Below are 17,668 nucleotides of genomic sequence, written 5' to 3' on the forward strand. Positions count from 1 at the left end.
GGGTCCGCCCACCGGGTAGGGCCGTACGGGTTACGGAGCTTCGTACGACGCCTCGTACAGCTCCTCGATCAGCGGGCCGTACTTCTCCCGGACCACCCGGCGGCGCAGCTTGAGCGAGGGGGTGAGCTCGCCCGACTCCGGGCCCCACTCCTCGGCGAGCACCTTGTACCGCTTGATCTGCTCGGTGCGGTTGAGCCGGGCGTTGGCGGCGGCCACCGCCCGGCCGATCTCCTCCAGGACGGCGGGGTGCGCGGCGAGCCCGTCGGTGCCGGTGGCCTCGATGCCCCGGGCGGCGGCCCAGGCGGGGGCCAGTTCGGGGTCCAGGACCAGCAGGGCGACCAGGTAGGAGCGGCCGTCGCCGTGGACCAGGGCCTGTCCGATGAGCGGGTGCTCCTTGACGGTGTTCTCCACCAGGGCGGGGGAGACGTTCTTTCCGGTGGAGGTGATGATGAGTTCCTTCTTGCGGTCGGTGATCCAGAGGAAGCCGTCCGCGTCGAGCCGGCCGATGTCCCCGGTCGCGAACCAGCCCTCGGCGTCGGCCGCGCTCTCCACCGTCCCGTCGGCCCGCAGGTAGCCGTCGAAGACCGTCGCGCCGCGCGTGAGGATCTCCCCGTCCTCGGCGAGCCGCAGCTCCAGCCCCTCGATGGGGCGGCCCACCGAGCCCAGCCGGAAGCCGTCCGGGCTGTTGACGGTGCACACGCCGGAGGTCTCGGTCAGCCCCCAGGCGTCCATGACGGTGATCCCCCAGCCCGCCCAGAAACGCACCACGTCGATCGGCATCGGCGCGGTGGCGCTGGCCGTCCAGACGAGCCGGTCCAGCCCGGCCAGGCCCAGCAGCGGATCCAGCACCCGCTCCTTGGCCTCGGCGTACGCCGCTTCGAGCGCGGCCGGCACCTCCTCGCCGCGCTCGCGGTGGCCGGCCCGGGCCCGCGCCACGTCGCCCGCGTCCTCGATGGCGCGCTGCTGCTCCTCGGGGAGCCGCGAGAGCACCGCCCTGACACCGGCCGCGAGCTTCTCCCAGACCCGGGGCACCCCGAAGAACTGCACCGGGCGCAGTTCGCGCACGGCGGCGGCCACGGCGGCCGGGTCGGCGACGAGCCGGACGTGGGCGGCGCGCAGCAGGGGCAGGTAGATGCCGAGGAGCCGCTCGGCTATGTGCGCGAAGGGCAGGTAGCAGATGTGCTCGGCGTGCTCGGGGAGCTCCGTGTGCCGGTCGAGGCGGACGGCCTGGAGCATGATGTTGCGGTGGGTGAGCCGGACGCCCTTGGGGTCGCCGGTGGTGCCCGAGGTGTAGACGACGGTGAGCGGGTCCTCGGGGCGGGACTCGCGCCAGCCCTTCTCGAAGGCCTCGGCCCGGTGCAGCCGGGCCCCGCCGGCGTAGAGGGAGCCGTAGGTGGAGTGCCTGCCCGCCTCGGCGGCCTCGGCGACGACGAGCCGCTCCAGCGGGACGCCGGGGTCGGCGAGCAGCGGTTCCCACCGCTCGCGTTCGCGCGCGCCCTCGACGACGGCCAGCCGGGCCCGGCTGTGGCGGGCGATGTGGGCGATCTGTTCGGGCGCGGAGGTCCCGTAGACGGTGACGGGGACGGCGCCGAGGTGGACGAGGGCGAGGTCGCTGAGCCAGTGCTCGGGCCGGTTGCCCATCATCAGCAGGACGTGGTCGCCGCGCTCGACGCCGAGGGAGGCGTACCCGGCGGCGAGGACGGCCGCCTTGCGGCGGACCTCGCTCCAGGTGAGGGTGGTCCACTTCTCGCCCTCCCGCCAGGAGAGGGCGGGCAGTTCCCCGTGCTCGGCGGCGTTGCGGGCGAGCAGGGCGGGCAGGGTGAGCTCTTCGGGTCGTCCGGGCAGTCGCAGGTTCGTGGTCATGGGCAGCTCCTGGCCGTTTCACATCGTTGGTGCGACAGCAATACTGTTGAACCCAAGCTGTGGAGCAGAGAGCGAGGCGCAGACGATGGCCGACCAGGCAACCGAGCCGATGCTCACCGTCGACGAGCTGGCCGCCAGGGCCGGTGTCACCGTCCGCACCGTACGGTTCTACAGCACGCGCGGGCTTTTGCCCCCTCCCGTGATCGGACCCCGTCGGGTGGGGCACTACGGCCCGGAACACCTGTCGCGGCTGGCGCTGATCGAGGAGTTGCAGCACCAGGGCATGACCCTGTCGGCGATCCAGCGGTACCTGGACGCACTGCCCGACGACCTCAGCGCGCACGACCTGGCCATCCACCGGGCCCTGGTGGCCACCTGGGCCCCGGACGCGGCGCAGGAGGTGACCCGGGCGGAGCTGGAGAAGCGGGCCGGGCGGAGCCTGTCCGAGGCGGACGTGCGGCGGCTGACGGCGATGAACGTACTGTCCGCCGCCGGGGAGGGCTTCCAGGTGGACGTGGGCCTGCTGCGGCTGGGGGTCGCGCTGCTCGACGTACCGATCGCCCACGAAACCCTGCTGGTGGCCCGGCGGATCCTGTTGGAGCACGCGCGGACGGCCGCGCACCAGCTGACGGCCCTGTTCCGGGACGAGGTGTGGGGGCCGTTCACCGAGGGGGAGAGCGACCCGGAGCGGGTGGAGTCGATGAGGGCGCTGTCCGCGCACATGCAGCCGATGGTGGTCCAGGCCCTGGTGACGGCCTTCCAGCGGTCCCTGCGCGAGGAATTGCGGGCGGCGTTCGTGTCCGGCGGGACACCCGGCGGACCGTAGCCGCAGCCCACAGCCCTCTCGTGGCGGGGCGGGCCCGTTCTCAGTACGCTGGAAAGGAGTCTTCGCGCCCGCCGGCCCCTGCTCCGAGCGGGTCGGCCCCAGCGGCCCCAGCGCATTCTGCCGCTCGCAGTGGCGGCCACCCCTGCACGTAACGGGCAGGTGCTTCCATGGACCTCAACACCATCAGCGAAGTCGTCCGGCGGCCGGCCGACCGGCCGGGCGCCGACTGGCGCGAAGGCGATGCCTGGCTCGCGGGCGGGACCTGGCTGTTCTCCGCCGAGCAACCGGGCCTGCGCCGCCTGGTCGACCTGACGGCCCTGGGCTGGGATCCCCTCGTGCCGGGCGACGCGGGCCTGGAGATCGGCGCCACGTGCACCATCCGGGACCTGTACGCCTTCACACCGCCGGCCGACTGGATCGCGGGCCCCCTCTTCACGCAGAGCTGCGAAGCGTTCCTGTCCTCGTTCAAGGTCTGGAACTCGGCGACCGTCGGCGGAAACATCTGCATGTCCCTGCCGGCCGGCCCCATGATCACGCTGACGGTCGCGCTCGAGGCCGAGTACGAGCTGTGGGCCCCCGACGGGTCGGTACGCACCGTCGATGCCCTCGACTTCGTGACCGGGAACCACCGGAACGTCCTCGCTCCCGGGGAAATGCTGCGGCGAGTCCGCGTTCCGGCACGCGCCCTGCGCAAGCGCACCGCACACCGCCTCTTCACGCTGACCCACCTCGGCCGTTCGACGGTCTTCCTCGTCGGTACGCACACGCCGGGAACGAGCGACCTGCTGCTGACCGTCACCGCCGGCACCACACGCCCGGTGCGCATCGCCTTCGACACCATGCCCGATGCCCACACCTTGCAGCAGAGCATCAACGCCCTCCCTGCCGACATCTGGTTCGCCGACCCCAACGGAACCCCGGACCACCGTCACCACCTCACCCTGCACTTCGCCGAAGAGATCCGCCACGAACTTAATGCTGGGGGCCCGGCATGACCTACACCGTGAACGGCAGGAGCTTCGCCGAGGAACCGGACCCCGGCCAGTGCCTGCGTACGTTCCTGCGCGCGCTCGGCCACTTCGGCGTCAAGAAGGGCTGCGACTCCGGCGACTGCGGCGCCTGCACCGTATGGCTGGACGGCACTCCGGTCCACAGCTGCATCACCCCCGCCTTCCGCGCGGAAGGCCATGAGGTGACCACGATCGAGGGTCTGGGATCACCTGGCGACCTGCATCCCGCGCAGCGCCGGTTCCGGGACGCCCCGGGATTCCAGTGCGGCTTCTGCACCGCGGGGATGATCATGACCTCGGCGACGTTCACCGAGGCGCAGAAGGCGGACCTGCCACGGGCGTTGAAGGGCAACCTCTGCCGTTGCACCGGCTACCGGGCGATCGAGGACGCGGTGAAGGGCGTCGCCCATGTGCAGACTGCCGCGCCGGGACGGGCCGTCGGAACGAGCGTCGGCGCTCCGGCGGCCGACGACGTGGTGACCGGCCGCGCCGAGTTCACGATGGACACCCACATGGAAGGCATGCTGCACCTCAAGGTGCTGCGCTCGCCGCACGCACACGCCCGCATCGTCTCGATCGACAAGACCGCCGCGCTCGCGGTCCCCGGCGTGCACCGCGTCTACACCTGGGAGGACGTGCCGCGCAAACGCTTCACCACGGCGATCCACACCGACCACCTCGTCGATCCGGACGACACCTACATCCTCGACCAGACGGTCCGCTTCGCCGGCCAGCGCGTCGTCGCGGTGCTCGCCGACACCGTCGGGGCGGCCGAGGAGGGCTGCCGGAAGGTGGCCGTGGAGTACGAGGTACTGCCGGCGGTCTTCGACCCCGAGAAGGCCATGGCCGACGGGGCACCGCAACTGCACGGCTCGGAGGACCCGTTCGCCCGCGACTACGTCCACAACCTCCTGCTGGAGATCCACTCGCACATCGGCGATGTCGACGCGGGCTTCGCCGCGGCCGACGTGATCCACGAGGGCACGTACTTCTCACCGCGCGTGCAGCACGCGCACCTGGAGACGCACGGCTCGATCGCCTGGATGGAGGACGGCCGGCTGAACGTCCGCACCAGCTCCCAGTCCCCGTCGATCGCGAAGGTCAAACTGGCCTACCTGTTCGCGCTGCGCCCGGACCAGCTCCGCGTGTTCTGCAAGCGCGTCGGCGGCGGTTTCGGCGGCAAGCAGGAGGTCATCTCGGAGGACCTGGCCGCGCTCGCCACCCTCGACACCGGGCGGCCCGTCTGCTTCGAGTTCACCCGCGAGGAGGAGTTCACCACGGCTTCGCCCCGGCATCCGATGAAGCTGACGGTCAAGCTCGGCGCGAAGGCCGACGGGACGCTCACCGCCTTCCAGGTCCGCAACGTGTCGAACACCGGCGCCTACGGCAACCACGGCGGCGAGACCCTGTACGCGGGCGGCTCCGCCGTCATGATCTACCGCTGCCCCAACAAGAAGTACGACGCCTTCTCCGTCTACACGAACACCGTTCCGAGCGGCGCCCTGCGCGGATACGGAATGACCCAGCCGGCCTTCGCCGTGGAATCGGCGATGGACGAACTGGCCCTCGCCCTGCACATGGATCCGCTCGAACTGCGACGCCGCAACATCGTCCGCCCGGGCGAGCCGCTCGTCGCCCTGCACGACGGGCCCGACGACGTGGTGTTCAACGAGGACGGGCTCGGCAAGTGCATCGACCTCGTGGCCGGCGAGCTGGCCCGTACGGCCGACCAGCCCTCCCCCGGCCCCGGATGGCTCGTCGGGATCGGCGTCGCGAGTTCCCTGCACGAGACCGCGCCCCCGACCGAGCACATCTCCGAGGCCTGGATCACGCTCGGCGACGACCTCGTGTACGAACTGGCCGTCGGGACCGTCGAATTCGGGGAGGGCACGTCGACCGCGCACGTCCAGATCGCGGCCAACCAGCTGGGTACGACGCCGTCGCGGATCCGCCTGGTGCAGTCCGACACCGACCGCACGGGATTCGACACCGGCGCCTTCGCGAGCGCCGGACTCTTCGTGGCCGGCAACGCGGTCCTCCGGGCGGCCAACGCGGTGCGCGACCGCATCCTGGACTTCGCCGCCGCGCACACGGGCGTCCACGTCGTGATGTGCTCGATGGACGCCGACGACGTCGTCTGCGGGGACGAGCGCGTCCCGCTGGCCACCCTCGTCGCCGAGGCCCGGGCGCGCGGCATCCGCTTCACGGCCGCCCGCAAGGCGTACGGCTCCCCCCGCAGCGTCACCTCCAATACGCAGGGCTTCCGCATCGCCGTCCACCAGGTGACGGGTGAGATCCGTGTCCTGTACAGCGTCCAGGCGGCCGACGCCGGTGTGCTCATCAACCCGGAACAGGTCCGGGGGCAGGTGGAGGGCGGTGTCGCCCAGGGCATCGGATTCGCGCTGACCGAGAACTTCCAGATCGACGCGGACGGCGTCATGGCCAACCCGAACCTGCGCAACTACCGTATCCCCACCTACGCCGACGTGCCCCGCACCCATGTGCTCCTGGTGGGCTCGTCGGACTCCGTAGGGGCCATGCGGTCGAAGGGGATGGCGGAGTGCTGCATCAACCCGGTGGCCCCCGCGCTGGCGAACGCGCTCCGCGACGCCACGGGCATCCGCTACCGCGAGCTGCCCCTCACCCCGGAACGGATCTACGCCCGGCTCGTGGAGAGCCGGTCGGCGCGGACGGGCACGCGGCGATGACCGCCGAACGGCCGACGGACGCCTCGGCAACGGTCATCATCGGCCGTAAGGTCCGCCCCGGGATGGAGCGGGCGTACGAGAAATGGCAGGAGCAGGTCAACGCCGCCGCCGCCCGCTACGCCGGTCACCTCGGCGCCGAGGTGACCAAGCCGACCGCCCTGCAGCCCGACTGGGTGATCGTCTACCGGTTCGACTCGGTGGCCCATCTGCAGGCGTGGATGAACGGCGCGACCAGGCAGCGGCTCCTGGACGTCGGCGCGCACTACTTCGACGGTCCCGCCACCCAGCAGGTGATCAGCGGCGGCACGCAGCCTACGGACCCGCTCGTGACCGTGGTGGTGAGCCACCGGGTGAACCCGGACAACGTCGACGACTTCCTCGCGTGGCAGGAGCACATGAGCCAGGAGGAGGGCAAGTTCGAAGGGTTTCGCGGCACGGAGATATTCCGCCCCGTCGAAGGAGTCCAGGACGAGTGGACCACCCTGTACCGCTACGACAACGCCGAGCACCTGGATGCCTGGCTGACGTCGGCGAAGCGGCGGGAGGTGCTCGCCGAAGGGGAGAAGTTCGACGACTTCAGACTGCGCACGATCGACAACTCGTTCGGCAGTTGGTTCGCCTTCGAGGAGAACGGCAAGGAGGCGCCGCCGCCCTCGGAGACCAAGACGGCCATCGCGGTCTGGGTCGGGCTCTACCCGACCGTCGTGCTGCTGTCCCTCGCCCTGCATCCGCTGGGCATGCCGTTCTGGTTCGGACTGCTCGTGGGCAACCTGCTGTCGAGCTTCATCATGAGCTTCTTCTCGATGCCCCACTATGTGAACCGGCTGCTCAGGCGGTGGCTGCGGCCCCCGCCGGACGAGCCGCGCGCCAGGACCAACCTCGTCGGCGGCGCCATCGTCGCCGCGCTGACCGTGTTCTGGGTCGTCGTCTTCTACCTCGTGACGGAAGTGTTCTGGAAGCTGCCCTGACCCCAAGGTCCGAACGGGGCCGGGTAACTTCGTGCCATGGCAGTCATTCACCACACCACGCTGAGCCCGACCAAGCTGGAACTCCTGGCCGACTGGCTCCCCTCGCGGCCCTGGTACCGGGGCGAGTCGAAGACCGTGCCGCTCGCCAGGGCGGGCGGGTTCCGGCTCGACGACCCCGCGGGCGAGGTGGGCATCGAGTTCATGGTGGTCACCGACGGCTCCGGCCCGGCGCCGGTCTCCTACCTGGTCCCGGTCACCTACCGGGGCGCGCCGCTGGAAGGCGCGGAGGCCGGGCTGATCGGCACCCTCGAGCACGGGGTGCTGGGCACCCGCTGGGTCTACGACGGCGCCCACGACCCGGTCCTGGTCGCGCAGTTGCTCGCGCTGCTGGCGGGCCGGGCGGTCCCCCAGGCCCAGAGCGAGACCGACACCCCCGACCCCACCGTCGAGGTCCGCCCGGAAGGGCCCGGCGTACCGGCGGGCCTGACCGCTCCCGGGCAGGTCACCGACACCGCCGAGGGCACCGCCGTCGCGGTGGGCCCGGCGGGGCAGGAGCCGGCGCTGACCCTGACCGTGGTCCGGGCGCTGCGCCCCGCCTCCGCCGCCGGGGAGGACCTGCGCGGGCAGGTCCTGGCCGGCTGGTCCGGCGCGGACGGTGCCGGGGAGCGCGGGGTGTTCGCGTTCCTGAGCGGGGTCTAGAACGGCCCGGTCCCGGGCCCGCGTTCACGGGCCCGGGACGGCGCACTAGTCGCTGTACGTCTCGCCGCGCTCGGCCTTCGCCACCAGCGAGGCCGGCGGGGTGAAGCGTTCGCCGTAGGTGGCGGCCAGTTCTCGGGCGCGGGCTACGAAGCCCGGCAGGCCGCCCTCGTAGCCGTTGACGTACTGGATGACGCCGCCGGTCCAGGCGGGGAAGCCGATGCCCATGATGGAACCGATGTTGGCGTCGGCGATCGAGGTGAGCACGCCCTCGTCGAGGCAGCGGACGGTGTCCAGGGCCTCCGAGAACAGCATCCGCTCCTTCATGTCTTCGAAGGGGATCTGCGCGTCCGGCTTGCCGAAGTGCTCGCGCAGGCCCGGCCAGATGCGGGAGCGCTTGCCCGCCTCGTCGTACTCGTAGAAGCCGGCCCCGCCGCTGCGGCCGGGGCGGCCGAACTCGTCGACCATGCGGTCGATGACGGTGTCGGCGGGGTGCGCGGCCCAGGTGCGGCCCTCGGCCTCGAAGGCCTTGCGGGTCTCGTTGCGGATCTTGCGCGGCAGGGTCAGGGTCAGCTCGTCCATGAGGGAGAGGACCTTGGCCGGGTAGCCGGCCTGGGCCGCGGCCTGTTCGACGGAGGCGGGCTCGATGCCCTCGCCGACCATCGCCACGCCCTCGTTGATGAACTGGCCGATGACGCGCGAGGTGAAGAATCCGCGCGAGTCGTTGACCACGATCGGGGTCTTGTTGATCTGGCGGACCAGGTCGAAGGCGCGGGCGACGGCCTCGTCCCCCGTCCGCTCCCCCTTGATGATCTCGACGAGGGGCATCTTGTCGACGGGCGAGAAGAAGTGCAGGCCGATGAAGTCGACGGGCCGCGAAACCCCTTCCGCGAGGCCCGTGATGGGCAGCGTGGAGGTGTTGGAGCAGAGCAGCGCGTCCGGGGCGACGACGTCCTGGATCTCCTGGAACACCTTGTGCTTGAGGGCGGTGTCCTCGAAGACGGCCTCGATGACGGCGTCGCAGCCCGCGAGGTCGGCGGGGTCGGCGGTCGGGGTGATCCGGGCGAGCAGCTCGGCGCGCTTGGCCTCGGTCGTACGGCCCCGGGAGAGCGCCTTGTCGAGGATCTTCTCGGAGTAGGCCTTGCCCTTGGCGGCGGCCTCGGCGGTGACGTCCTTGAGGACCACCTCGATGCCCGCGCGGGCGCAGGAGTAGGCGATGCCCGCGCCCATCATGCCGGCGCCGAGGACGGCGACCTTCTGGACCTTGCGGCGTTCCACGCCCTGGGGGCGGCTGCGGCCCGCGTTGACGGCCTGGAGGTCGAAGAAGAAGGCCTGGATCATGTTCTTCGCGGTCTGGCCGGTGACCAGCTCGGTGAAGTAGCGGGCCTCGATGGTCAGCGCGGTCTCGAAGTCCACCTGGGAGCCCTCGACGGCGCAGGCCAGGATGTTGCGCGGGGCCGGGTACGGGGCGCCGTTCAGCTGCTTCTTCAGGTTGGCCGGGAAGGCCGGGAGGTTGGCGGCGAAGCGCGGGTTGGAGGGGGTGCCGCCGGGGATCTTGTAGCCGGGGACGTCCCAGGGCTGCTTCGACTCCGGGTTCGCGTCGATGAAGGCGCGGGCCTTGGCGAGCATCTCCTCGGGAGTGGCGGCCAGTTCGTGCACCAGACCGTTGTCGAGGGCGCGCTGCGGGCTGTACTGGGTGCCCTGGAGCAGGACCTTGAGCAGCGCGTCGGCGATGCCCATGAGGCGCACGGTACGGGTGACGCCGCCGCCGGCCGGGAGGAGGCCGAGGGTGACCTCGGGCAGGCCGATCTTGGAGCCGGGGGCGTCGAGGGCGACGCGGTGGTGGGAGGCGAGGCAGATCTCGTAACCGCCGCCGAGGGCCGCGCCGTTGATCGCGGCGACGACGGGCTTGCCGAGGGTCTCGATGCGGCGCAGGGAACGCTTGATCGCGGTGCCGGTCTCGAAGGCGAGGCCGGCGTCCTCGGGACGCAGCCGGACCATGTCCTTGAGGTCGCCGCCCGCGAAGAAGGTCTTCTTGGCGGAGGTGTAGATGATGCCGCGGATGGAGTCCTTCTCGGCCTCGGCGCGGTCGGCGATCGCCGCGATGGAGTCCTTGAAGGCCTGGTTCATGGTGTTGGCGGACTGGTCGGGGTCGTCGAGGACCAGGGTGACGACGCCGGTCTCGTCCTGTTCCCAGCGGATGGTGCGGGTCTCGGTCATGGGATGGGTCTCTCCGTGGAAGTCTGGTTCGGCAGGGCCGGGCGGGAGGGGCCGGGGCGACCCGGCCTCGGGCTCTGGTGCGGTCACAGCGCTAGGGGATGGTCTGGCCTTCGCTGCGCCGCACGGCTACAGGCGTTCGACGATGGTGGCGACGCCCATGCCGCCGCCGACGCAGAGGGTGACGAGGCCGTAGCGCTTGTCCTGGCGCTCCAGTTCGTCGACGACGGTGCCGAGGAGCATCGCGCCGGTGGCGCCGAGCGGGTGGCCGAGCGCGATGGCGCCGCCGTTGACGTTGACCTTGTCGAGGGAGACGCCCATGTCCTTGACGAAGCGCAGGACGACGCCGGCGAAGGCCTCGTTCATCTCGATGAGGTCGATGTCGTCGATGGTCAGGCCGGCCTTGGCGAGGGCCTTGCGGGTGGCGGGGGCGGGGCCGGTGAGCATGATGGTGGGCTCGGAGCCCGAGACGGCGGCCGAGACGATCCGGGCGCGCGGGCGCAGGCCGTTCCGCTCGCCCGCCTCGCGGGAACCGATGGCGACGAGCGAGGCGCCGTCGACGATGCCGGAGGAGTTGCCGGCGTGGTGGACGTGGTCGATCTTCTCGACCCAGTGGTACTTCTGCAGGGCGACGGCGTCGAAGCCGCCCAGGTCGCCGATGTCGGCGAAGGAGGGCTTGAGCTTGGCGAGGGTGTCGGCGGTGGTGCCCGGGCGGACGAACTCCTCGTGGTCCAGGACGACCAGGCCGTTGCGGTCGGTGACCGGGACCACGGACTTCGTGAAGCGGCCGTCCTTGACGGCGGTGGCGGCGCGCTCCTGGGAGAGGGCCGCGTACTCGTCCACGTCGCGCCGGGTGAATCCCTCGATGGTGGCGATCAGGTCGGCGCCGATGCCCTGCGGGACGAAGCCGGTGTCCCAGTTGGTCATCGGGTCGGCGAACCAGGCGCCGCCGTCGGAGGCCATGGGAACGCGGGACATCGACTCCACGCCGCCCGCGAGGACCAGGTCCTCCCAGCCGGAACGGACCTTGGCGGCGGCCATGTTGACGGCTTCCAGGCCGGAGGCACAGAAGCGGTTCTCCTGGACGCCGGCCACGGTGTCGGGGAGTCCGGCGGCGATGGCCGCGATCCGGGCGATGTCGGAGCCCTGGTCGCCGACCGGGCCGACGACGCCGAGGACGATGTCGTCGATGGTGGCCGGGTCCAGGCCGGGGTTGCGCTCGCGCAGGGCGTGGATGAGGCCGACGACCAGGTCGATCGGCTTGGTGCCGTGCAGGGCGCCGTTGGCCTTGCCGCGGCCGCGCGGCGTGCGGATCGCGTCGTACACGTACGCTTCGGTGCTCACTGGTCAAGCCTTTCTGAAGCTCTGGAGGACTGGGGGGGTGGAGGAGTAGAGGCCGGGAGGGGTGGAGGCCGGGAGGAGGTGCGTCAGCCGAGGAGGGAGCGGCCGATGATCTCTTTCATGATCTCGGTCGTGCCGCCGTAGATGGTCTGGATCCGGCCGTCGGTGAAGGCCCGCGCGACCCGGTACTCGGTCATGTATCCGTAGCCGCCGTGCAGTTGCAGACAGCGGTCGGCGACCCGCTTCTGCAGTTCCGTGGCCCACCACTTGGCCATCGAGGCGTGGACGTGGTCCAGTTCGCCGTTCGCGTGGTCGGTGATGCAGCGGTCGAGGAAGGTACGGGTGACCGCGCACTCGGTGGCCATCTCCGCGATCTCGAAGCGGATGTGCTGGAGCTTGGAGAGCGGCCGGCCGAAGGCCTCGCGTTCCTTGACGTACTGGGTGGTGATCTCCAGCAGGTGTTCGGCGGCGGCGATCCCGGCCATCGCGATGCCCATCCGCTCCTGGGCGAGATTGGTCATCAGGTGGACGAAGGCGCCGTTCAGTTCGCCGAGCAGGTTCTCCTTGGGGACGCGGACGTCGTGGAAGAACAGTTCGGCGGTGTCCTGGGCCTTCTGGCCGATCTTGTCGAGGTTGCGGCCGCGCTCGAAGCCCTCGGTGCCGCGCTCGACGACGAGCAGGGACAGTCCGTGCGCCCCTCCCTCGGGGGTGGTCCGGGCGACGACGATCACCAGGTCGGCGAGGATGCCGTTGGAGATGAAGGTCTTGGAGCCGTTGAGCAGCCAGTGGTCGCCCCGGTCCTCGGCGCTGGTGCGGATGCCCTGGAGGTCGGAGCCCGCGCCGGGCTCGGTCATCGCGATGGCGGTGATGGTCTCCCCGGAGCAGAACCCGGGCAGCCAGCGGCGTTTTTGCTCCTCGGTGGCCAGCGAGGTCAGGTACGGGCCGATGATGTCGTTGTGCAGGCCTATGGCCAGCCCGGCCGCCCCGGCCCGGGTGAACTCCTCGGCGATCACGGCCGCGTAGCGGAAGTCGGGGTTGCCGCCGCCGCCGTACTCCTCGGGGACGGCCAGGCCCAGCAGCCCCTGGCGGCCGGCGGCGAGCCAGGCCCCGCGGCTGACGATGCCGTCCTTCTCCCACTGCTCGTAGTGCGGCAGCACCTCCTTGTTGAGGAAGGTGCGGACGGTCTCGCGGAACGCCTCGTGGTCGGCGTCGAAAATGCGTCGTTGCATCGGGTTCCCCTACAGCCAGCTCTTGACGGTTTCGATCAGCCGGGCCGGCTCGGGGCCGACGGGCGTGACGTTGAGCATGGTGACCCCGGCCTCCCGGAAGGCCTCGACGCGCTCGCGCACGTACCCCTCGGGGCCGCACAGGGTCGTCAGCTCGCACAGCTCGTCCGGGACGGCCGCCGCCGCGTCGCGCCTCCGGCCGGAGAGGTAGAGCTCCTGGATCCTGCGGGCCGCGTCCCCGTACCCGTAGGCGACGGCGAGGTCGTTGTAGAAGTTCTTGCCGACCGCGCCCATCCCGCCGACGTACAGCGCGATGTGCGGGCGCGCCAGGTCCCGGGCCGCGGCGGCGTCCTCGCCGATGGCCAGCAGGCCGCCCGCGACGGTCTGCAGCGGGCCGAGCTCCGGGTCCCGCTTTGCCGCACCCTCGGCGAGGGCGCTCCCCCACACCTGTGCGGCCTTCTCGGGGAGGAAGAGGGTGGGCAGCCAGCCGTCGGCGATCTCGGCGGTCATCGCCACGTTGGCGGGGCCGAGGGAGGCCACGTAGACGGGGATCCTGTCCCGTACCGGGCGGGTGAGGATCTTCAGCGGCTTTCCGTGCCGGCCGCCCTTGTCGGGCGGCAGCGGCATGTCGGTGATGCCGTGGTGGTCGATCGTCTCGCGGCGCCAGATGCGCCGGCACAGCTCGACCGTCTCGCGGGTCCGGCCGAGCGGCCTGTCGTACGGCTTGCCGTGCCAGCCCTCCACCACCTGCGGGCCGGACGCGCCGAGGCCGAGCAGGGCCCGGCCGCCGGAGATCGCGTCCAGTCCGGCGGCGGTCTGCGCGATGAGGGCGGGGGTGCGGGAGTAGACGTTGACGATGGCCGAGCCGATCTTCATCCGCTCGGTCCGGGCCGCCAGGTAGCCCATGATCGTCGGGGAGTCGAAGCCCCAGGCCTCGGCGACCCACACGGCGTCGAGGCCGGCCGCCTCCAGGGCCGCGGCCCCGTCGGCGGCCGTGCGCGGGTCGCCCGCGTAGTCGAGCAGCATGGACAGTTCCATCAGGCGTCCTTCCCGGTGAGGCCCGGTACGTCCCAGTCCCGGGCCACGGAGGCGGTGTCGGCCCCCGGCTGCGCGGGGCCGCTCGTGACGGCGGCCGGGGTCGCGGAGAAGCGGGGCGCGGGGGCGGGCTGGGTGATCCCGCCGAAGTCGGTGAAGGTGGCGCGGGCGGCGAGGTGGGGGTGGTGCGGGGCCTCGCGCAGGGACAGCACGGGGGCCACGCAGGCGTCGGTGCCCTCGAAGACCTCGGTCCACTCGGCGCGCGTGCGGGTGCGGAAGCGGGCGGCGACGCTCTCGCGCAGCTCGCCCCAGCGGGCCAGGTCCTTGCGGGCGGGGGCCGTCCGCGCGATGCCGAGGAGCTCGACGAAGGTGTCGTAGAACTGCTGCTCCAGCGCGCCGACGGCCATGTACTGCCCGTCGGAGGTCTCGTAGGTGCCGTAGAAGGGGCAGCCGCCGTCGAGGAGGTTGGCTCCGCGCCGGTCCTGCCAGCCGCCGGCCGCGACCATGCCGTGGATCATGGCGGTGAGGTGGGCGGTGCCGTCGACGATGGCGGCGTCCACGACCTGGCCGGTGCCGCCCGGGGTGCGGGCGTGCTGGAGGGCGGCGAGGACCCCGATGACGAGGTAGAGGGAGCCGCCCGCGTAGTCGCCGACCAGGTTGGCGGGGACGGCCGGGGGCTCGCCCGGGTTGCCGATCATGCCGAGCGCTCCCGTGACCGCGATGTACGCGATGTCGTGCCCGGCGGTGTGGGAGAGCGGGCCGTCCTGGCCCCAGCCGGTCATCCGGCCGTAGACGAGCTTCGGGTTGCGGGCGTGGCAGTCGGCCGGGCCGACGCCGAGCCGTTCGGCGACCCCGGGGCGGAAGCCCTCGATCAGTACGTCGGCCCGCTCGGCCAGGTCGAGCACGCGGGCCGGGCCCTCGGGGGACTTCAGGTCGACCAGCACCGAGCGCTTGTTGCGGTTGGTGACGTCGTAGGCCGGGTCGACCGCGAGCCCTCCGCCGCCGGGGCGGTCCACCCGGACCACGTCCGCGCCGAGGTCGGCGAGGAGCATCGCGGCGAACGGGCCCGGTCCGATCCCGGCCAGCTCGACGACGCGTACTCCCGCGAGCGGGCCGCTGCCCGCTGCCGGCCCCGCCCCCGGTCCGTTCCCCGGGTCGTTCCCCGGGTCGTTCCCCGGGTCGTTCCCCGGGGCGTTCCCTGTCACTGCCATCGAGCCCCCAGCGCCCCTGGTGCGAGTGTGTGACACAACTGATGTAACACCAGCGATGCTAGGAACGCGTTCCACTCAGCACAAGAGCAAGCGCTTAGCCGATTGGCTACGAGTCCGCCTCGATCCGGGCGTCGAGCTCCTTGAGGTGCCGCTTGAGCGCGACGGTCCGGTAGCTCTCCTCGACCCACTCGCACAGCACCTCCGCCGAGGGCGCCCCCTTCTCCCCCAGCGGCACCGTCACCCAGCCCGCCCGGCCGAGGCCGTAGCCGGTGGGCTCCGCCCCGGGCGCGGTCATCGCGTGCCCGTGCAGGGCCTCGTCCTTGAGCTTCACGGAGATGCCGGGCGGCTCGTGCCCGTCGGTGTTCCCCAGGAAGGCGAAGATCTTCTTGTTGACCTTGACCACGCAGTCCTCGGGGCCCCAGGGGAACTCCTCGACGGCCTCGGGCAGTCCCAGGGCGAACTCCCGTACCGTCTCCCACTTGCGCACCGCAGCCTTCATCGACGCCTCCCAGTTACCGCAGGTCACACCTGCTCGCACGGACAGCCGACACCCACGCTAGCCTCAGCCCCCGACACCAGCTGGGAGGAGCGTTCCATGAACGAGCACGTCCGCGACAGCGGTCCTGGACGGACATACGACGTCGTACTGTTCGGCGCCACCGGGTTCGTCGGCACCCTCACCGCCGAATACCTGGCCGTACACGCACCGGCGGGCTGCCGGTGGGCGCTGGCCGGGCGCGACCTCGGCCGCCTGGAGCGGCTGCGCGAGCGGCTGGCCGCCCTGAACCCCGCCTGCGCCGGCCTGCCGCTGCTGCGGGCCGAGGCCACCGACGCCCGCGCCGTGCGCGAACTCGCCGCCGCCACACGGGTGCTGGCCACCACCGTGGGCCCGTACGTCTGGTACGGGGCGGAGTTGGTCGCGGCCTGCGCCGAGGCGGGCACCGACTACCTCGACCTCACCGGCGAGCCGGAGTTCGTCGACCGGACGTACGTCGCGCACGACGCGCGGGCCCGGGAGACCGGCGCCCGGCTGGTGCACGCGTGCGGCTTCGACTCGATCCCGGCCGACCTCGGGGCGTACTTCACGGTGAACCGGCTGCCCGCCGGAGTGCCGCTGCGGGTCGACGGGTTCATGAGCGGCAGCGGGATCGCCTCCGGCGGAACCCTGGCCTCCGCCCTGACGGCGCTGGGCCGCGGCCCGCAGACCCTGGCCGCCGCGCGCACCCGCCGGCTGCACGAACCCCGGCTGCACGGGCGCAGCGTACGGGTCCCCGTGGGCGCCCCGCGGTTCAGCCGGGAGACCGGCACCTGGGCGCTGCCCCTGCCGACGCTGGACCCCCGGGTCGTGGCCCGGTCGGCGGCGGCCCTGGAGCGCTACGGGCCCGACTTCCGCTACCGGCACTACGCCTCGGTGCGGCACCTGCCGGTGGCCGTGGGCGGGACCGCCGCGCTGGGTGCGGCGGTGGCGCTGGCGCAGGTCCCGGCGGCGCGGCGGTGGCTGATGGGGCGGTGGGAGCCGGGCAGCGGGCCGGACGCCGAGCGGCGCGCGCGCAGCTGGTTCACGGTCCGCTTCGTCGGCGAGGGCGGCGGGCACCGGGTGTTCACCGAGGTGTCGGGCGGGGACCCGGGGTACGGGGAGACGGCGAAGATGCTGGCCGAGTCGGCTCTGTGCCTGGCCTACGACGCACTGCCGGACCGCTCGGGGCAGCTGACCACGGCGGTGGCGATGGGCGACGCGCTGCTGGACCGGCTCCAGAAGGCGGGGATCCGCTTCCGGGTGGCCGATTCCCGCTGATCCGCCGTCCGCCCGGACCCGGTCCGGCACCGGGCCGGCGCGCGCATCGCCCCGGTCACCCGGGCGGGCGACCGCGCGGCCCGGGGCTCCGTCAGGAGGCCTCGCGCAGGGCACGCCGGCAGAGCGAGTCGGCGTGCCGGGTGGTCTCCGGGATCCGGAAGCGGGGGCTCAGCGCGAGGGCGTGGGCGCAGGCGTTGTCCAGCGAGATCCGGTGGCCGACGGAGACGTACACCGGCTTGATCCCGTCCTGGGTGCGCAGCGCCCGGCCGGCCACGGCGCCGTCGGGGGCGAGGAGCGGGGAGGCGTCGGAGCGCCGGGCGCCCGGTTCCTCGTAGGTGAAGGTGAAGGGGTTCTTCGCGACGCCCATGCTGGGCAGGCCGGTGACCACCCCGAGGTGGCAGGCGAGCCCGAAGCCGCGCGGGTGGGCGAGGCCGTAGCCGTCGCAGACGACGAGGCCGGGGGTGACGGGGAGGGCGTCGAGGGCCTCGAGCACGGTCGGCAGCTCGCGGAAGGCGAGCAGGCCGGGCACGTAGGGGAAGCTGACGTGCCCGACGGCGGTCGCCTCGGCCACGACCTCCAGGGTGGCGGCGTCGAGGACGACGGCCGCCGCCGCGACCAGGTCGCGCGCGTCGTCGTAGGCCACGTCCACTCCGGCGACGAGCCCTTGCCCCGGAGGGGGGCCGGGCTCGTCGAGTACGACGTGTCGGCGCAGTTCGTCCTGTATCGCCCGGGCCTCGGCCTCGTCGGCGGGGGTCTTCGCACTGGTCATGAT

14 protein-coding genes are annotated in these 17,668 nt (G+C 72.2%); 6 read left to right on the forward strand and 8 right to left on the reverse strand.

Features of this window, described 5'->3' with window-relative positions; all coding sequences use genetic code 11:
- Positions 1 to 30: 30 nt before the first annotated feature.
- Positions 31 to 1,863, reverse strand: a complete 1,833-nt coding sequence (locus OOK31_RS05655; protein ID WP_267011203.1) for a long-chain fatty acid--CoA ligase — start codon at positions 1,861 to 1,863, stop codon at positions 31 to 33.
- An 85-nt stretch (positions 1,864 to 1,948) separates the two neighbouring features.
- On the opposite strand from OOK31_RS05655, the gene OOK31_RS05660 reads away from it, so the two are divergent.
- From OOK31_RS05660 to OOK31_RS05680, 5 genes are all read left to right on the forward strand, one after another.
- Positions 1,949 to 2,689: a MerR family transcriptional regulator gene (locus OOK31_RS05660; protein ID WP_267011204.1), complete on the forward strand. Its 741-nt coding sequence runs from the start codon at positions 1,949 to 1,951 to the stop codon at positions 2,687 to 2,689.
- A gap of 167 nt (positions 2,690 to 2,856) precedes the next feature.
- Complete coding sequence (locus OOK31_RS05665; protein ID WP_267011205.1) at positions 2,857 to 3,684, forward strand: FAD binding domain-containing protein; 828 nt, start codon at positions 2,857 to 2,859, stop codon at positions 3,682 to 3,684.
- Positions 3,681 to 6,407, forward strand: coding sequence for a molybdopterin-dependent oxidoreductase (locus tag OOK31_RS05670; protein ID WP_267011206.1), 2,727 nt, complete (start codon positions 3,681 to 3,683; stop codon positions 6,405 to 6,407). The genes OOK31_RS05665 and OOK31_RS05670 overlap by 4 nt, the downstream gene beginning before the upstream one ends.
- The gene (locus OOK31_RS05675) at positions 6,404 to 7,375 is read left to right on the forward strand and encodes an antibiotic biosynthesis monooxygenase (RefSeq protein ID WP_267011207.1); all 972 of its coding nucleotides are present in this window, start codon (positions 6,404 to 6,406) and stop codon (positions 7,373 to 7,375) included. Before OOK31_RS05670 ends, OOK31_RS05675 begins: the two co-directional genes overlap by 4 nt.
- A gap of 36 nt (positions 7,376 to 7,411) precedes the next feature.
- Positions 7,412 to 8,074: a 1,4-alpha-glucan branching protein gene (locus OOK31_RS05680; RefSeq protein WP_267011208.1), complete on the forward strand. Its 663-nt coding sequence runs from the start codon at positions 7,412 to 7,414 to the stop codon at positions 8,072 to 8,074.
- Positions 8,075 to 8,119: 45 nt separating this feature from the next.
- Here the strand turns inward: OOK31_RS05680 and OOK31_RS05685 are convergent, their stop codons facing one another.
- The 6 genes from OOK31_RS05685 to OOK31_RS05710 all read right to left on the reverse strand — a co-directional run bounded on the left by OOK31_RS05685 (position 8,120) and on the right by OOK31_RS05710 (position 15,600).
- Positions 8,120 to 10,291, reverse strand: coding sequence for a 3-hydroxyacyl-CoA dehydrogenase NAD-binding domain-containing protein (locus OOK31_RS05685; RefSeq protein ID WP_267011209.1), 2,172 nt, complete (start codon positions 10,289 to 10,291; stop codon positions 8,120 to 8,122).
- 126 nt (positions 10,292 to 10,417) lie between these two features.
- Positions 10,418 to 11,632 (reverse strand): acetyl-CoA C-acetyltransferase, encoded by a 1,215-nt coding sequence (locus OOK31_RS05690; RefSeq protein WP_267011210.1) that lies wholly within the window; start codon positions 11,630 to 11,632, stop codon positions 10,418 to 10,420.
- A gap of 83 nt (positions 11,633 to 11,715) precedes the next feature.
- On the reverse strand, positions 11,716 to 12,858 hold the full coding sequence (locus OOK31_RS05695; protein ID WP_267011211.1) for an acyl-CoA dehydrogenase family protein: 1,143 nt from the start codon (positions 12,856 to 12,858) through the stop codon (positions 11,716 to 11,718).
- 9 nt (positions 12,859 to 12,867) lie between these two features.
- Positions 12,868 to 13,893, reverse strand: a complete 1,026-nt coding sequence (locus OOK31_RS05700; RefSeq protein ID WP_267011212.1) for an LLM class F420-dependent oxidoreductase — start codon at positions 13,891 to 13,893, stop codon at positions 12,868 to 12,870.
- Positions 13,893 to 15,101, reverse strand: a complete 1,209-nt coding sequence (locus OOK31_RS05705; RefSeq protein WP_267011213.1) for a CaiB/BaiF CoA-transferase family protein — start codon at positions 15,099 to 15,101, stop codon at positions 13,893 to 13,895. The genes OOK31_RS05700 and OOK31_RS05705 overlap by 1 nt, the downstream gene beginning before the upstream one ends.
- Before the next feature lie 106 nt (positions 15,102 to 15,207).
- The gene (locus OOK31_RS05710; protein ID WP_267011214.1) at positions 15,208 to 15,600 is read right to left on the reverse strand and encodes an MmcQ/YjbR family DNA-binding protein; all 393 of its coding nucleotides are present in this window, start codon (positions 15,598 to 15,600) and stop codon (positions 15,208 to 15,210) included.
- Positions 15,601 to 15,696: 96 nt separating this feature from the next.
- Between OOK31_RS05710 and OOK31_RS05715 the strand changes: the two genes are divergently transcribed.
- Positions 15,697 to 16,896 (forward strand): trans-acting enoyl reductase family protein, encoded by a 1,200-nt coding sequence (locus OOK31_RS05715; RefSeq protein ID WP_267011215.1) that lies wholly within the window; start codon positions 15,697 to 15,699, stop codon positions 16,894 to 16,896.
- A gap of 91 nt (positions 16,897 to 16,987) precedes the next feature.
- On the opposite strand, the gene OOK31_RS05720 is transcribed toward OOK31_RS05715, so the two are convergent.
- The gene (locus tag OOK31_RS05720) at positions 16,988 to 17,665 is read right to left on the reverse strand and encodes an endonuclease V (protein WP_267011216.1); all 678 of its coding nucleotides are present in this window, start codon (positions 17,663 to 17,665) and stop codon (positions 16,988 to 16,990) included.
- Between the last annotated feature and the right edge of the window lie 3 nt (positions 17,666 to 17,668).

Source organism: Streptomyces sp. NBC_00249, from assembly GCF_026342355.1.
Taxonomy (GTDB): Bacteria; Actinomycetota; Actinomycetes; order Streptomycetales; family Streptomycetaceae; genus Streptomyces.